The organism is Phytoactinopolyspora mesophila (assembly GCF_010122465.1).
GTDB lineage: Bacteria > Actinomycetota > Actinomycetes > Jiangellales > Jiangellaceae > Phytoactinopolyspora > Phytoactinopolyspora mesophila.
On sequence record NZ_WLZY01000011.1, the window covers coordinates 173,589 to 190,267 of the forward strand.

The window sequence follows — 16,679 nt, forward strand, 5'->3', positions numbered from 1 at the left end:
GCCACTATCGGCTCCCCTCTTGTACCCGGTCCCCACCAGGTTCGGTCTGCTCCTGCATCGCCACCCATTCCAGGTCCAGTGCCACGAACTGTCCGTCTGAGCCCAGCTGCAGCGGTTTGCCGTCCACGACGGCGCCGCGCATCCACGCCAGCTGCGGCAGTATCACCCACACCGGACGCTGTCGCCTGGCGGCCAGATCGCTCCACCGAGCCACCACATTGAGGTGGCCATACCTGGCCAGCGGAGACAGCTCAGTAAGTATCACGGGCGCGTCGTCGGCAGCACTGGAGAAGACCAGAGCATCGATGTGCTTGGTCACGCGCGGCATGACCCGTTCCACCAAGGTATGCAGGCCTCGCGCGTCGCGGCTGCCTGGCTGGGCGGCGTCAGCAGCGCTGACCACGTCCCACGGGAGCTTGCTTGCTTGAGCGGATGTCCGCATCTCGTCGATCAGTAGGCCGGTGACGTCGAGCAGGGTGCCGCCGTAGCGTTCGGCGAGCAGGCGCGTAGCGCGCACCGGCTGGTCCGCGTGTTGTGCAGATATCCCGATCGCGAGGAATGAGCGCGACGACATGCTCCCAGCAAGGACCCGGGTCAAATGGTCGCCGCGGCCCAGCGACGCTTCAGTGGGTGCGGGTTGCACCGTAGGCGTCCGTGTCGGAAAACCCGTGGTATCTGGCCGATCGTCACTCGGCACGCCGTACACGTCACGGTCTGGCAAGTACTGCAGCCCGACCCCGGATGCGTCAACCACGGCGTCGAGGTCCGGACGCTCGGGCAGCGGATCGAGCTCAGGGAACCGGGCCCGTACCCGCCCGGCCAGCTCGGATGGCGTCAGTTCGGTGTTCTGTGCGAGCCCGGCCAGAGCCATCCGGATCGCATCCGAACCCGGCAAGTTCCGTCGATGGAGCTCACCACGCGCCGAAAGTGCGGCCTCACGTGACGACCGCGCCGCCAGGCGCGCCAGTCTGAGATCCGTCATCGCCGGGGGCTCATCACCGGCGTCCGCGCCAGCTCTAAATGCCTCGGTAAACCGCAACCGCAGCTGACGAGCGGCCCGCTGCTGCGGCACCACGGGTTCCCCGGCCCGCTGCGCGGCGGCGACCAGCTCATCGGCACATGCCCCAGCTGCCTCTGCCGCGTCTAGCAGGACGGTGCTGCGCGCGAGCAATGCCAGGCGGCCACCCCTGCGGCGCTTGGCCAGCGGCATTTCTGTTTCGGCCAGCACGTGTTCGTGATAGCGGTCTAGCGTCAGCCGCAGCAACCCTGCGCCGAGCCGTTCAGCGTCGGCGGACGAGCCATCCGGCAGGTCAGGAAGCGCGGCTAGGACCTCAGTGGTAAGTGTTGGCACACTGGCTACCCCGCCCAGCGTGTCCAGCGATCCGATGACGATGCGTACCAACTGGTCGAGTAGCACCTGAGTCTGTTCGTTCTTCGACCACGCATCTTGCAACTCTTTGATGAGTTGGTGACCGCGCTGTGCCGACCGGCCAACAGCAGAGGCCAGCTCCTGCTGGTTGGCAAACGCATCGAGTCCTGGCTCGAGACCTAAGATCAGGCGTGCCGCGCTCTGCCGCGCCGGCGTGCGCCGCGTTCCAGCGATAGCCGCGAGAAGCTCCGCGGCAGCCACCGGGTGGGCGAGTGTCGCTGGCTCGCTGCGCCGCGCCGGGATGCTGATCCCTTTGAGCTGGTCCTTGAACGCTCGGCGCCAGGCGTTGACACGTTTCTTGATCTCCTCCCGGGTGGATTTGATCTCTCTGCTGAGCAGTCGGTTGAGCTGCGCCGGGTCCAAGGCCAGAAGATCGGCCACCGTCGCCACACCGGCAGGCTCCAACGCGGAGATCGCTCGAGCGGACAGACCGGCATCGGCCAATACCGTCTCCAGGGTCGCGCTGGCGACCTTCTGCTCGGTTTCGTCGCCGTACCGGCCCAGGCTCTTGAAAATCGCCCGCCAGGCGTGGCGCATGTCCTCGGCAGTGTCGTGGCGGCGCTTCGGATTTCGTGAGAGCGCCATCCCGAAGAACGTGGCGAGGTCTTCCGCCACGGCTGGGTCGAACGCCTCGGGCGGAATGGTGACGTCGTCACTTACGCTGGCCGGATTGGCGCCGGGATCGTCGCCGTACTGCGGCAGCCGCCCGGTGGCCATCTCGTACAGCACGACAGCCGCGCCGTAGCGTTCGGCGGCGCTGTCGTACGTCGTGCGACCGTCCTGCCCGAGGAACGGGTCCAGGTATGGTGGCGTGCCAGCACTGATGGCTCGGACGGCCGTTCCCGCCATCGAAAAGTCGAACAGCATGAGATGCGTCTCGGTTTTGCTCCGGCCGGCCTGATGGACGCCGAGGTTGGACGGCTTGATGTCGCGGTGATTGATCCCGGCGTGATCCAGCACCACCAGAGCGTCGAGCAGATCCCCACCCCAGCGTTCTAGCAGGTCAAGAGAGAGCCGCCCGCGTTTGCTCGCCAGCTCATCGGCCAGCGTGGCATCGCCGGCGTGCTGTAGCACGAGCGCCTTGCGTGGACCGACTTTGTCCTGGTGGATCAGCATCGCGATGCGCTCATGGTTGAGCCGGCCGAGTACGCCTGCTTCGGCTTCCAGTCGCTCCTTCGCTTCGGGATCCTTCGCCACCTTGAGCACCCGGAGTGCGTCGCCTGCTTTGGCGTCCTTCACAAGAATTCCGACGGCAGTTGAGCCGGAACCGAGTTTGCGAACATAGGTAAACCGTCCGTCGGTCCCCATGACGGCGCCAGGCTGCGCCTCGAGCGGATCCTCTTCTTCCGTCGCAGTAGTGCCCATCATGGACGAGGTGGCCAGTTCTAGCTGCGCGAGGAACTGTGCCACATTCGCAGTGCGCTCAGACGGCCGTGGTTTCGTCGCTGCCAGCACCAGCTCACGGAGCGCGGAGGAGATCTGTGGGAGCTCCGCGGAGAGATCAAGGCCAGAGTCGCGGCGTAGCCGGTCCACCAGGGCCCCGCGATCCTGTGCGGGAAGTGTCTGATTGGTCAGCACGTAGAAGGCGATGGCACCGAGGGCGAACACATCCAGGCGGATTCGGTCTGCGTCGGGGTTCCACCGTCCTTCCGGGGCCTCGAACAGCTGGTCCTCGTCGGACAGCTCTACACCGGCCTGCGCTGGTGTCAGATCGGCTGAGATGCCGGTGCTTGTCATGTCTCCGACTCGCGTCCCGGCCACGCTGCCGACGGCGTCCCAGTTAGACATCGTCACCGCCAGCCCACCACCACTGCGCTCACGGACGAACACCGCGGACGGAGCCATACCGCGGTGGACCACCCGGTGGCGGTGGGCGTAGCTGAGCGCTTCAGCAAGCTGGCGGATGATGTCGAGCTGCTGATGCAACGCGAGCTTCTGCCCATGATCGGCAAGCCACAGATCTAGCCGGGCCAGGCGCTCGTCGTTGTTGAATACCAGGCCGATACCCAGCTCATCTTTGATGAGGTCGCGTGGCACGAGCAACCCGTCGTGGCGTAGCCGGGACAGCAGCTGGTGCTCATGGGCAATCTGCCGCTCCAGTTGCAGTGTCTCGGCTCGGGTGGCGTCGGGCTTCGGGATATAAAAGCGGATCCGATAGCGATCCGTGGTGGCCACGCGATGAAAGGCGGGCCAATCCTGCCAGCCGTCGCCGTGGGCCAGCGGCTCGTCGTCGATCACCCACGATCCGACCTCTCGCTGCCGGCGAGGTGCCAGGCCGATGTGCCGTATCAGGCCGGCGAGCAGCTCAGAGTTCCTGGCAGTCACCGCAGTGCGTTTGGCGGGTGCAAGCAGTAACTCCGACAGCGGCGCCAAGCCCGACGTGCGCTCGTGATCTTCGAGGCCAAAGATGCCCTGCCGGGCGTGCGTAGGTAACTCACAGACGAGATGAGGATGGTGGAGGAAGACTGCTTCTTGCACGAACGGAACGATCTTGCGTGGGTCGGTGTGCAGATCTCCCTTTTCTCGCATGACATCGCGCAAGCGATCCTTCAGAAGGCTGGCCAAATACTGGGCTTTGCGCCGTGCCAGCTTGAGCGGGGAATCCTCGGCGCGATGACCGTCACGACGCCACAGATGGTCATTTCCGGACAGGATTCCGCGGTAGTACTTCAGCTCGACGAGGAACAAGGTGTCCCGACCAAGCACTAGCAGGTCTACCTCATGCCAGCGACCGTGGGTATCGCGGAATTCAAAGTTCGACCACGCACGGAAGGGTTCGGCATCCGGCAACAATTGCCTGACCAGCTTCAGTCCCTCCGCCTCATGCGGGAACTGCGACGGGCTGACCTCCACCCACCGGTCGGATTGCAATCCCACCCCTCCTTGTTGCACTCGCCACCGTACGGAGCATCTTGCCAGGTAGATGCGGTTGCAGAAACACGTGGTGACGATTCGGGACCGAACCGTGAGAGTTTCACGGTTCGGTCCTGTTTGCATCGTTTGGGTTGCGGCCGGCTGTCAGCAGTCGGGCAACTCGAGCAGGTTATTGCGCCCGTAGCCGTCTGGGCTGGTGCTGAGGTGCTCGCCACGCACGACATGCACGTCAACTCGCTGCCCGCCGACCATTACCCAGTAGCTGTAGTCCCCGTTCTTGATGTCGCGGACTGCTGCGGCCTTGCTCCTTGGCGACCAATCTTCGCCGGGATTGCACAGACTCGAGATCGTGCCGTCGTCGGCCTTCCCGGTCTTCGTCACTCTTCTTGCCGTGGCCATCACAGGCCCCCTTCATTGTCGGAATGAAGGGAACGTAGCGACCACCCCGGACACAACGGCTGGGCATGGATGAAGTTCTGAGGTCCGACAGTGCGCGCCCGAGAACCGGCCCGGCGCGGCGACGCGGTGACTGAGTCGTCAGCTAGGGTCGTGTCTGCAAGGTTGCGGCCCGACGGGCTTCTGCTTATCGGCGGATATGCCCCCACCCGCACGAGTAACTTCGTGCTGCCCTGGGGGTTCTGTCGCCGATGTCGGCGTTTCGCGTCTCTGCCGAAGGTTTGGCTGCGCTGGCACTTGAGGGCACGTTGGCGGTCCGCATCTCAGAGCACGTCCGGTACACAACGGGTGCGCGGGTTTCGGATGCGGAGATGCGCTCGTGGGATCGCAGTCTCCCGATCCTTGCTCGTGACCTCGTTGATGCCGATCTTGGCGCCGTCGAGATGCTTATCGAGCATCGGTTGCCACTGACCAGCAAACGCGTGGACGTCATTCTCGCGGGCACCGACCCACGTACGGGTGACGACTCGTACGTGGTGGTCGAGCTGAAGCAATGGAGCAGTGCAGAGGCTTGGGAGGACGACGACCAGCTGGTGCTCGCTGAAGGAACTCGTGGCGGTCCAAGGCTGAACCCGGCCATCCAGGTACGTGGATACTGCGAGCACTTGATCGACTTCACAGCCTCGCTCAACGGTCAAGAAGGTGCGGTGAAGGGGGTGGTCTACCTTCACAACGCCACCGACCACGGCGTGCAGGCTCTCTTCAGCCTCCGCCAGGACGAGCACAGCCGTATGTTCACGGCGCAGCGCAGGAGCGAGTTCCTCGAATACCTCCGCCAGCATCTCGACCCGTCGCCGGGTGCGCCCGCCGCCGACCGGCTCATGGCAAGCGCGATCCGGCCCAGCCGCCAACTCCTCGCGGTAGCCGCGGACGAGATCAAGAACCGCGAGCAGTTCACCCTGTTGAGCGAGCAACGGCTCGCCTACGAGCTGGTGTTGCATGCGGTGGAGCGGGCACATCGGCAGGACGGCAAGCGCGTGGTCGTCGTGAGAGGCGGGCCGGGGAGCGGTAAGAGTGTCATTGCCCTTTCGCTGCTCGGTGAGCTCTCCCGCCAGGGCAGGACCGTCATCCATGCCACTGGGTCGAAGTCCTTCACTGAGACCTTGCGCCGGTATGCCGGCAAGGGCTCTACGCGGCTCAAGAATCTGTTCAAGTACTTCAACAGCTTTATGAGCATTGAGCCGAACAGCTTCGACGTCCTTATCGCCGACGAAGCGCACCGTATCCGGGAGACGTCGGCCAACCGCTTCACCCGCGCAGCCGAACGGACCGGAAGACCTCAGGTCGACGAGCTGATCTCGGTCGCCCGGGTGCCGGTCTTCCTCCTCGATGAACACCAGGTGGTGAAACCTGGTGAGATCGGCTCGGTCGAGGCGATCTACGAGGCCGCGCGTCGTCGGAATCTGGAGGTCCACCCTGTCGACCTCGAAGGTCAGTTCCGTTGCGGTGGTAGCGCGAGTTACGAGCGATGGGTCAGGTACCTACTCGGCCTTGATCCAGGCGGCCCGGTCGCATGGGAAGGCGACGACCGGTTCGAGGTGCAGGTGGCCGACTCGCCGATGGAGCTCGAGGCGATTCTCGCGGGCAAGCTTGACGAGGGATTCTCCGCGCGGATGTCGGCGGGGTTCTGTTGGCCGTGGAGCGATCCCCGCGACGACGGCACACTTGTCGCAGACGTTCAGATTGACGACTGGGCGCGGCCCTGGAACGCCAAGAGCGACCGTTCCGTTGGCGGCGCACCCGGGCGTTCGTACTGGGCCACCGATCCCGCCGGCTTCGGCCAGGTTGGGTGTATCTACACAGCTCAAGGATTCGAGTACGACTGGTCAGGCGTGATCATCGGTCCCGATCTGATTGCCCGGGATGGTCGATTGCGAACCAACCGCAGCGCCAACCGCGACCCGTCGTTCCGCAGCCGCAATGCTGTGAGCGACGAGGACTTCGATCGCCTCGTTCGTCACATCTACAAGGTGCTCCTCACCCGCGGGATGGTCGGCACAGTCCTTTACGCCACTGATCCCGAGACCCGGGAGTTCTTGGCGGGCTTGATTGAACAGGCTCGTGTCCGGACATCGGCGTGAACGAAGTGCCCGGCCGATGAAGCTGCCCTGGTAGACATAGATACGTGAGTGAATCCGACGGAGCTGTGGCTCGCTCGACGAATTCTGGCGATCCGGACGACCGTCTCGCCGAACTGACTGGGCGGCTTGCAGCGTTCGCTGCCGAGAGGGATTGGGAGCAGTTCCACACGCCGAAGAACTTGGCTATGGCGCTGGCGGGTGAGGTGGGGGAGCTGGTGGCGGAACTGCAATGGCTCACGCCCGACGAAGCCGCGACTGTCATGTCGGCCGACGCCGAGGCAGCGGACCGGATCCGCTCTGAGCTTGCGGACGTGACGAACTATCTTGTTCAGCTGGCCGCCGCGCTCGACGTGGATCTCATCGCCGCTGCGCACAAGAAGCTCGACGAGGTTTCGCGCCGCTACCCGCCCGCCCGAATTGAGTAGCGGCCCAGGGTAACCGCGGTCCTGGAGGCCGATCTTCATCGGCTCCGTGCGGCTGAACCGTTGATCCAAGCGGCCAGATCCACCGCACGTCTTTCGTAGACGATCTGTGTACCAATAGCTAAAGTCGGGGTCTTCTGTAGCGTTGCTGCGCAACTGAAGAGGGGGAACAGGCATGGTGCGGTCGCATCGTCCCGAGCTAGAAGTCGTCTACCGAGCTGCTGAACGCTGGGTGGCCGAGGCACTTCGCGGCGACGGCTCGCTCTTCACACCTGGTGAGGCCATCTGGACTGAGGCGCTACTGGATGAGCTGAATGAGCGTTTTGTTCGCAGTCCGGACGAGACCAGTGACGCCTTCCAGGTCAAGCTCGAGCGTCAGCTTGATGGGGCATCTCCGCAGACAGTCCAGCTGATGGGCGAGGTGCTGTACGTCCATCTGCTCGTTGCGTCACCGACGAGCTCGAAAGGGGAAACCAAACGTAGGCTCATCAACCAGGTGCTCAGCTGGGCGGCACCAGTGACCGCAGCGATCCCGAGCGAGTTGGACGCGGCGCTAGACCAGGGCTTCGCAGCCACGGGCACCGCGTTCAATACGTACCGGCCCTTCCAGCTTGCTCTGATCATCGAGTTTGCGCGGGCGTGGAAACAGCAGGAGCGCAAAGAGCAGGAAAAGCTGCTGGAAGAACCATGGGCGTTCCGCGAGTTTCTGTACGACGTTGCGCTGCCGCGAGGCGCGCACTCGCAGCGTGAAGCGCTTCTACATCTGGTCCATCCCGCCACCTTCGAGCGGTGCGTGTCAAGGGACGCCAAGGCGCGAATCGCGAAGACGTTCTCCGAGCTGGTGTCGGACCCGACGCAAGACGTCGACCGACAGCTTGCCGAGGTTCGACACAAGCTGGCAGAGGAGCACGGCGCGCAACTCGATTTCTGGGATCCGGACATCCGGCGGCAGTGGCAACCGGATACAAGCTTGTGGGGACAGTTCATCCATTGGGCTAGCCGCTTCTACGACTCCGCGGAATTCGACTCGCTCGAGCGCGACTACAGGCATGAGATCGTGGAACGCCTGACCCAGACCAGGGACGCACTGCTAGCGGGGACAGAGTGGCTGGCTCCGCTCAAGAAGGCTTTCGGGCCGCCCAACAACCTGATGTCGTACCACACGTACAGGCGCTTACTGGACTGGTGCGCAGCCGAGCTTGACGCAGCTCGGCTCGCGTTGCAGGCAATGTGGCAACCGGAACGCACAGCTGTCCAGCGCGTTCGAGACTTCCTCGGCCAGATACCGGAGGACGTCGTCAGCGGGCGCGGATCGCGGACGACGCTCGCTTCCTTCCTCATGATGGCTGTTGATGCCGCCCAATATCCGATCTATCAGACCAGACCATTCAACAAGGCCATGGACCTGACACAGTACGAACGGCCGCCGGTCGATTCCGATGAAGCGGAGGTCTACGAACACGCCTTGGCCTTCCTGGACAGGCTGGCCAGCGAGGCGTCGTCCAGAGGACTGGAACTCCGCGACCGGTTGGATGCTCAATCGGTGTTGTGGCTCGTCGTACGTTGGCCTATTGACCAGGTCGACCTTCCGGCGAACGAGCGCCGGGCGCTCGGGCGCTACCGAGGCAGCGAGCTCGCGGAGGAAGGCGACGAAGCTGCTGAGGAAGAAGCCTCGACCATAAGTGCATTGACTCTCGAGACACTGGCTGAGCGCCTACTGATCGACGTCGCATGGCTGGAACGGATCCGCTGGTTGCTTGAGGACAAGCGACAGGTCATCTTCTACGGGCCACCTGGAACGGGCAAGACGTACGTCGCGCAGGAGCTCGCTGCAGCCCTCACTCGCGACCAGAATCGAGTCAAGCTCGTCCAGTTTCATCCGTCGTACGCGTATGAGGATTTTGTCGAGGGCTATCGTCCCACCGAGCTGAAAGGCGGATCGCCGGGATTCAAACTCCGTCACGGGCCGCTTCGGAAACTCGCCGAAACAGCAATTGCTACGCCTGAGGAGACATTCGTCCTCGTCATCGACGAGATCAATCGCGGGAACGTCGCGAAGGTATTCGGTGAGCTGTATTTCCTTCTGGAGTATCGCAAGCGGAACGTCATACTCCAATACTCCGACGAGGAGTTCGCGCTGCCGGAAAACTTGTGGATCATCGGGACGATGAACACTGCGGATCGGACGATCGCGTTGCTCGACGCCGCGCTGAGGCGACGCTTCCATTTTGTTCCGTTCTTGCCTTCACAGCCGCCGATCGATGGGCTTCTGCGCCGATGGCTGCGCGAGCACCGGCCTGGCCTGGAATGGGTAGCAGACATGATCGATCAGGCCAACAAGAAGCTGGACGATCGCGACCTGGCCATTGGGCCGAGTCATTTCCTCAAGGATCACCTCGATGAGGAATCGGTCGAATTGATCTGGAGCCACTCGATCGAGCCGTACGTCCAAGAGCACTTTTTCAGCGAACCTGAGCGTTGGAAGGAATTCACCTACGAGAGTGTGCGCCGCAGCGTAATGAGTCAGGTGGCTTCGGACCGCGAGGATGTCGATGCGGCGTCTGCGACTGACTGAGCACCAACCTGCTCGGGCTGTTTCCCTTTCGCCTGAGGAACGGGATGGCCTGCGCGCAATTAAAGATTTCGAGGTGGCGCCCACCCCGGGGACATCCGGTTCCTTTGACCTAACGCCTGGATCGACGGTGGGTGCGGTAGAGATCGGTTCGTTAGCGGTGCAGATCAGCCCCAAAATTCCCGTCGGGAACGTGCTGTTCCTGATCTCGTACGCGCTCGATCCATCGCGCTGGCGAAAAACTGGGTTCGAATTCGCCGAAAGAGATTCGCTTCTGGAGGCAGTCATCCCCGGTTTCGTCCATCAGGTCCGCCAGGCATTTCGCCCGGGACTGCTTCAGGGCTACCGAACCCAGGAGGAATCGTTGTCGACGGTGCGAGGCCGTATTCGCATCGGTGACCAGATCAGACGTCGGCACGGCATCTCTCCGCCGGTCGAGGTCCGTTACGACGATTTCACCGAAGACATCGACGTCAATCGGCTGATCAAGGCGGCCATCCACCGGTTAAGTCGGCTGCGAATACGATCATCAACGTCGAGGTCGGCATTGTGTTCGTACGACGTCGCGCTCGCACAGGTCACCACCATGCCGTACGACGCGCGTCGGCTACCGGAGATCCAATGGACTCGGCTCAATCAGCATTACCGACCGGCAGTAGAGCTGGCCAGCCTGATCCTGCGGGCTACCACATTCGAGCATCACGATGGCTCGATCCGATCAACAGGGTTCCTGGTTGACATGAACCAGGTCTTTGAGAACTTCGCTGTGGTGGCGCTCCGCGACGCACTTGGGCTGCGTGAGGAGGAGTTCCCCCAGGGTGACAAAAGGCTTCGCTTGGATTTGGCGCATAGTGTGAAGTTGAAGCCTGACCTCTCGTGGTGGGAAGGCGGCACTTGCCGATTCGTTGGAGACTTGAAGTACAAACGGATCGGCGAGCACGGAATCCACCACCCGGATATTTATCAGCTGCTCAGTTACGTGATCGCCGCCGACCTGCCAAGCGGCCTGCTCATCTATGCGGCTGGTGAAGCAGATGAGGCCATTCACGACATCATCCATGTTGGACGACGCTTGGTCGTGACAACTCTCGACGTTGGCGGCTCACCCGGCGAGATTCTCGGTCAGGTTGGAGCCTTGGCCGGGAGGATCTCGACATTGCGCAGCACGACGTTGGTGTAGCAGTGTCGAGTAGAACGTGACCGGTATACATTGCGAGCCCTGGTGCTGCCTGCGTTGTTCAAGCTGGTGTCCAGGGCGTTACCCGCTGAGCTGGCGGACGCGGGCGAGGAACCGCCGGACCTCGTCGTGGCTGGGCGCGATCTCGTACGCGTGCTGGTGGCAGGCTCGGCTGAGTCCCCACCATGCCATGCTGGCGTCGCTGGCGATGGACGGGGCCACAGCCGAAAGGCAGGCGAGCTGAACCCGCATGGAAGCGGCCGACACCTCCAAGCTGTGACGGGCGCAAAGGTTTTGGACGAGCCGCTCCAACGCTGTACGCCCGAGGATCGCTGCTGAGCGCGACGAGCGGGCCCGTGGTGTGTCAACGTCTCCGGCGAGGATCTGGTCGGCCAGTGTCAGCAGCCGATCGGGGTCGGGCGCAGTCATTTCGCCTCCGAGCGGAGGTCGTCGACCAACAGGCGAACGTCACCAACGGCGCCGACGGCATCGCGTTCCAGGCCGTGATGACTGTCGCGGCCGATGACCTGCATCGCCCCGTTGCGCCGACTGCCGCGCGCTATCCATGGGCGCAAGTCGGCTGCGGGATCGTCATGCAGTACGAGCGCAACCCGTTGACGAGTCGTCCGCGCTTGGTCCCAGGCCGCCTCGACGTCGTCGCGACCGATACCGTGTGCGTAGCGCCGGGCCGTGAACAACTCACGGCAAGCGTTCTCGACGGCGAGCCGGCACAGCACGGGGATAATCCGCCGCCGGACCTCCGCGTCTGCCCCGGGATCCCGGGCGACTGCGTGAGCGTCGGACAGGTAGCGCTGCGCGGGGTCGGAGGCGTTGACTACTTCGACCTTGGATCCTTCGGCTCGATGCACCTCAAGGATCCGCGCATCGATTCCGAGGCACCGGATTGCTTCCGGTAACCGGTTGTCGTGGGTGAACACGACGACCTGATGGGTGCGCCCGAGCCGCTCGAGGACCCGGGCCAAGCCGTCCACCTTGGCCGGGTCCATCGCCTGCACGGGATCATCGACGACGACGAACCGGAACGGGCTTACCGGCAACGTCGCCCGCGGTAGGAACAGTGCTAGGGCAAGGGCGTGGAGCTCGCCCTGACTCATGACGGTGAGCGCCCCGGTCTCGTGACCGTCGACCTCGGCGGAGAGCTCGACCCGGCGCCGGGTATTGGTGCCGGCCACTTCGATCGGCCCGAGATCCACGTTGCTTTCCTGTCGCAGTTCGGCCCAGATCTGCTGCGCATGGTCGGAGATGGGGCGTAGGCGCTCGTTACGCAGTTGGTTGGCGTGCTCTTTCAGCCATGAGGCAGCCGCTTTGACCGTCACGCCACGCCGGTCCGCGTCGTCGGCCCTCCGCAGCGCGCCGACCACCTCGGCGAGGCTGCTCGCCAGGGGCGCCCAGAGGTCCTCGCGTCGTTGGCGTTCGGCCTCGGCTGCCTGTCGCAGCTCAGCCACATTCGCTGCGAGGGTGGTGTAGGCGTCGAGGTACTCCTGCGGTCCGGATGCAGTGGTGACGTCGACATCGCGCACAGCGCGCCAAGCGTCGGCTGCCTGTTCCTTACTGGGCAGGTCGCAGTCGACGTCGGCCTCCAGTGCCGGTGGTGCGATCGGAAGTATTGACCGCAGTTGACGTAGCGCTGCCTGGTAAGCCGCATCGGCCTTCTCGAGCGCTTCGGTCTGCAGCTTCAGCTGGGCAACTTCGTCGCGTGCCTCGCCAGCCCATGCATCGTCGAGCGTGCCGACGCCGCACAGGGGACACGGACCGGCGCCGGTGACGGCTACGTGATCCAGCGCGTGATTCAGCAAGGCGGTACGGCGAACGAGTGCCTCGGCCGCGGTTCCGGACAGCTCGGCAAGCGCATGACGTGTTTGCGCGCACTTCTCGACGAGGGCACGGACGTCGTCTACCGGCGGAACGGTCAGTGCAGCCAGTGCACGGAGCGCCGCCAGGTCGTCGGCCGGTGCCGTGCTCACGCCGGTGGCGAGCTGCGCGATGGCGTCAAGGTCGCGCTTGCGCGCCTTCAGGAGCTTGTGCGCTTCGGCCGCACGAGCATCTTGCGATGCGTCGAGTCCGGCGAGCAGCTGCGAGACCATCTTTGTCGCTTCGCGCCGGGGTGCGGCTGTTGCCTTGGTCATGTCGTCGAGCTGGTCCACGGCGTCGGCGATCGGCCCCAGCCCGAGCACGGTAGAGAGCTTGTCGTACAACTTGCTTGGCCCGGCCTCGAGGATGCCGCCGAGCTCGTCATATGAAAGCAAAGGCCGGTAAAGCTCCAGCGGAGCAGCCCATCCGAGCGGGTCAGTAGCGGTGTCGCGCCGTTCTCCCGGGCGCTGTGTCCAGAACGTCCCGCCGTCGAGTTCCGAGTCGGCCGTCCAGTCCACGCCAATGGTGGTGAGGCCGGCATGCTGCTCAGCCAGCTCCACCTTGATGCCGCACGAGTCGGCCTGATGAAGGTTGCGCCAGCCGGCGCGCCACGCGGCGTTCTTCTTGTTGCTCCAGCGGTACGACGTCCGGGTCAGGGCTACTTCCACGGCCTCGCTGAACGTCGATTTGCCGGAGCCATTGCGACCGGCGACGACGGTGACCCCTGGCGCAGGATGCAAATCGAGCCGTGCCTGGACGCCGACACCGCGGAAGCCGGTCACGGTGACCGACTTCAGGAAAGCTCCGACCGGGGCGGCCGTGCTCGCCGAGACAGCCTTGGTTTTGGGCTCTGGGGCGGTGCCGGTCAGTTCCGCCTGCATTTCGTCGTCGTTGGTGAATACCGACAACAGCAGAAGGCGAGCGTCCTCATCCAAATCAGGGGCGTCGGCAGCCGCCTCCATGACGGTATCCACGAGGTCATGGCTGACGTCGGCGCCGTGAACATCCCCAGCATTCGACGTGATCTTGCCCGGTGTGCCTTTCGCGTCGTTGTCCATCGTCCCCACCTCACCCGCCGCAAATGATGATCTGTGGGGGCATTCCTACCAGCGACCACGGACACAAGGAACGTCCTGCTCATGCGGCACACTCGAAGATGCCGCCTCGTCATCGACACCTTCCGGTGTACGGATTGCCCGCATCTCGATGGTTCGCACGCACGATCGGGTCAAAAGCGCTCACCATTCGTCGCCGACGATGCACAGCTGGACCTGGCAACGGCTCCTAGGTCCGCACCGGCAACGCTCGCTTGTAAATTGCCACCATCCGCAACACCGCGCGCCCTCAGCCTCCTGCGTCTATCCGGGTGGGTCAATATCGCCGCCGCGACCAAGTATGAGCATGCATCGCTCCGACCTGCGGAAATGCTGGGACGTATGTTTAAGTCTTGTTTAGAACGCGTATGTATGGGCGTGCCTGTCTAAACAAGCTCCCAACGTGGCTTCTGCTTCGAGCCTGCGTTGTAGATCGCACCTTCGGAGCGCAGCTTCGTCAGCAGGTTTGTGATCTTGTGCCTCTTCTGCTGATCATCCAGAGCATCGCTCAACTTGTCCCACAGAAGCGTATTGATCTCGTGCCGCGAGGCATGGCCGAACTTCTCTAGGTAGTCGATGACCAGCTTCGCATAGTGAGCGTCATCCTGGGGCCGCTGACGTATGTAGTCGGCCTTGGTCGCTGTCGCCGCCGCAACCATCGCCGAGACGTGCACGTGCGGCATTCGTCCCTCAATGAGATGAGCACGTCGCAGCCTGCGCAAGGTCTCTTTCGGAACCGGAAACTTCTTTTGCACCCGGTCTAAAGCCAGGATGTCTCCGAGCGGCAAATCGGTGCGCGCCATCAGCAGTTCGCTGTAATTCTGGTCGATCACGGCGCCGTAGATGGTGAGCTTCACACCGTTGGGCTGGCTCAAGTCGTAGTCGGGTAAGGGAAGGAAGCGGCGTGCCTGCGACCGGTGGATCTGTTGGATACCGTAGCCCATCCGGTCGATCATGTTCAGTTCTGTCATCGCGCTGACCAGGAACGGGTTTCGGTACGACATAGGAGTGCGGTCCGCGACGACATAATCCGTCGGGGCGCCTTCAACGAAGCTTCCGGCGTTCTCAAGGTCAATCCGATCAATGCGCTCGGTCACGACAATGCGGGCGCCTCTGGTGTAGTCGGCGTGGGCAATGCAGTTGTGGATCGCCTCCAACACGCTGCGTCGGTCGTATTTTTCAACCTCAGTTTGGATCAAGGCGCCGGGCTGTAGCATCCGGATCTGGACATTGCGGATCCGCTCGTAAACCTTCGTGCTGGTGAGAATGAAGGGCGGCCCGAAATGCTCGTAGGCGCGCTCCTCTCCGACCAGCCTCCAGGTGATCTCGGCAAGAAGAGGAGACAGCAGGTGCGCCGATTCCTCCTTGCCGAGGAGAAGGATGGCGGCCCGAGTGATGCCACCGTCCACAGTCAGTTTCGCGCGCTCGAGGAATGTCTGTGTCGACCACGCGGCTATCTCATCTGAGTCGATCCGGGCATGCCGAGCGGCAAAGGCAGCCCGAGCAGTCTCAAGGGCGTCCGTATCGAGGTGGTCGAGCCGAGCGTTGGGCACGACCGCGGCCGACCAGTCCGAGCCAAGAGTCTGATTGCGGATAGTGTCGAGTTTGTCCAGGCCGAGCGGAACACGACTCTCTCCCGACCGTGCGTAGTAGTGCCCCTTCCACGCGATCGGAATGCCACGTGGTGCCGGCGGAATCTCGAAGAGGAGGACTCTGCCGTCAGCATGGACGAACTCGTGGATGTCCCGCACTGAGGCGCTCGGCTCGGTGCCTTGGGTGATCTGCGTCTTCAGGGACTGAAGACGCTCGGGGTTGTTAGCCCTGTAGTCAGTGCCGACCACCCGGCGCGACTTGTCCTCGACTCCGAAGACGAGCCAGGCGGTGTCTGCGCCTCTAAGATTGGCCTCGTTGGAGAGCGCCGAGAAGTACTCGCCAACCTTGTCCGTGTTGTAGTCCCTGCTTGCTACCTTGAATTCGACGACCTCGTTCTCCCAACCGGCGATCAGCCGATCGAGCACGTCAGCGAGCTCAGCGGGAGTCATCGTTCAGTTCTCTCAGATCATCTTCACATCGGCGAACACCCAGAGTGCGGTCACCGCAACAGGCTAGCGCGCGGAGAGGACAGTCTTTGCTGCGTGGCGATAAAGAAGGAGGTTCTTCTGCCGTACTGCCGTTCGACTGTGCCTTTTGGGACTCCGGGGCGGACGGGACCAGCACCAAGCCGCATCCCACGCCGGTGACTGTACGTCGGTACAGTCATTCCCGAGGTCCACTCAGGTTCGATGGCGGTAGCTCTTGCGTGTCGGCGTCCGGGCTGGCGAGTAGTCGCTCGAACCCGGTGAAAGCTTCAGGAAGTCCTACTGCTTCGAAGCTCGATTTCGGCGCCCTACCTTCACCTGCCGCACTATGCCTGCTTGCACCAGCCGGTTAACGGCCGGGTCTGCTGCACGGATAGGTGACATCTGATTTGGCTTGTCCGTGAGGGCGGTCTGGAAGGATGTCGTTGTGCCTAAGCCTCGATCCACCGATGAGAGTGGTGGGGTGAGCGTGGCGTAACGCGAGGATGCCCTTCTGTGCTGGGAGTCTGGGACTTGCGACGGTTCCACACACCTCAACCCGGAAGGGCACCTCTGGGATGCGACTCTCTCACACCCTTGGCCGGACCTCGGTAGCGTTCGATGATCCGAATCTCGTGTCGGCCG

Annotated in this window: 9 protein-coding genes; 4 read left to right on the plus strand and 5 right to left on the minus strand. The window is 63.3% G+C overall.

The features are described 5' to 3' along the window. Positions 1 to 4 precede the first annotated feature (4 nt). Together pglW and F7O44_RS25400 are read right to left on the minus strand one after the other, a co-directional pair. Positions 5 to 4,306, minus strand: a complete 4,302-nt coding sequence (gene pglW / locus F7O44_RS25395; protein ID WP_222851688.1) for a BREX system serine/threonine kinase PglW — start codon at positions 4,304 to 4,306, stop codon at positions 5 to 7. A 141-nt stretch (positions 4,307 to 4,447) separates the two neighbouring features. Then, positions 4,448 to 4,702 (minus strand): DUF3892 domain-containing protein, encoded by a 255-nt coding sequence (locus F7O44_RS25400; RefSeq protein WP_162453108.1) that lies wholly within the window; start codon positions 4,700 to 4,702, stop codon positions 4,448 to 4,450. A gap of 248 nt (positions 4,703 to 4,950) precedes the next feature. Between F7O44_RS25400 and F7O44_RS25405 the strand changes: the two genes are divergently transcribed. The 4 genes from F7O44_RS25405 to F7O44_RS25420 all read left to right on the plus strand — a co-directional run bounded on the left by F7O44_RS25405 (position 4,951) and on the right by F7O44_RS25420 (position 11,014). After that, the gene (locus F7O44_RS25405) at positions 4,951 to 6,840 is read left to right on the plus strand and encodes a DUF2075 domain-containing protein (protein WP_162453109.1); all 1,890 of its coding nucleotides are present in this window, start codon (positions 4,951 to 4,953) and stop codon (positions 6,838 to 6,840) included. A gap of 44 nt (positions 6,841 to 6,884) precedes the next feature. Further along, the gene (locus F7O44_RS32110) at positions 6,885 to 7,265 is read left to right on the plus strand and encodes a nucleotide pyrophosphohydrolase (RefSeq protein ID WP_343073918.1); all 381 of its coding nucleotides are present in this window, start codon (positions 6,885 to 6,887) and stop codon (positions 7,263 to 7,265) included. A 172-nt stretch (positions 7,266 to 7,437) separates the two neighbouring features. Beyond that, a complete protein-coding gene (locus F7O44_RS25415) occupies positions 7,438 to 9,837 on the plus strand; it encodes an McrB family protein (RefSeq protein ID WP_162453110.1) in 2,400 nt (799 codons plus the stop codon). Between the two features lie 127 nt (positions 9,838 to 9,964). Continuing rightward, the gene (locus tag F7O44_RS25420; RefSeq protein ID WP_162453111.1) at positions 9,965 to 11,014 is read left to right on the plus strand and encodes a 5-methylcytosine restriction system specificity protein McrC; all 1,050 of its coding nucleotides are present in this window, start codon (positions 9,965 to 9,967) and stop codon (positions 11,012 to 11,014) included. Between the two features lie 78 nt (positions 11,015 to 11,092). On the opposite strand, the gene F7O44_RS25425 is transcribed toward F7O44_RS25420, so the two are convergent. The 3 genes from F7O44_RS25425 to F7O44_RS25435 form a co-directional block, all read right to left on the minus strand. Then, entirely contained in the window at positions 11,093 to 11,440 is a 348-nt protein-coding gene (locus tag F7O44_RS25425) for a hypothetical protein (protein ID WP_162453112.1), read from the minus strand. Next, positions 11,437 to 13,941: an AAA family ATPase gene (locus F7O44_RS25430; RefSeq protein ID WP_162453113.1), complete on the minus strand. Its 2,505-nt coding sequence runs from the start codon at positions 13,939 to 13,941 to the stop codon at positions 11,437 to 11,439. Before F7O44_RS25430 ends, F7O44_RS25425 begins: the two co-directional genes overlap by 4 nt. Before the next feature lie 422 nt (positions 13,942 to 14,363). After that, entirely contained in the window at positions 14,364 to 16,019 is a 1,656-nt protein-coding gene (locus tag F7O44_RS25435; protein WP_162453114.1) for an RNA-binding domain-containing protein, read from the minus strand. Positions 16,020 to 16,679 lie beyond the last annotated feature (660 nt).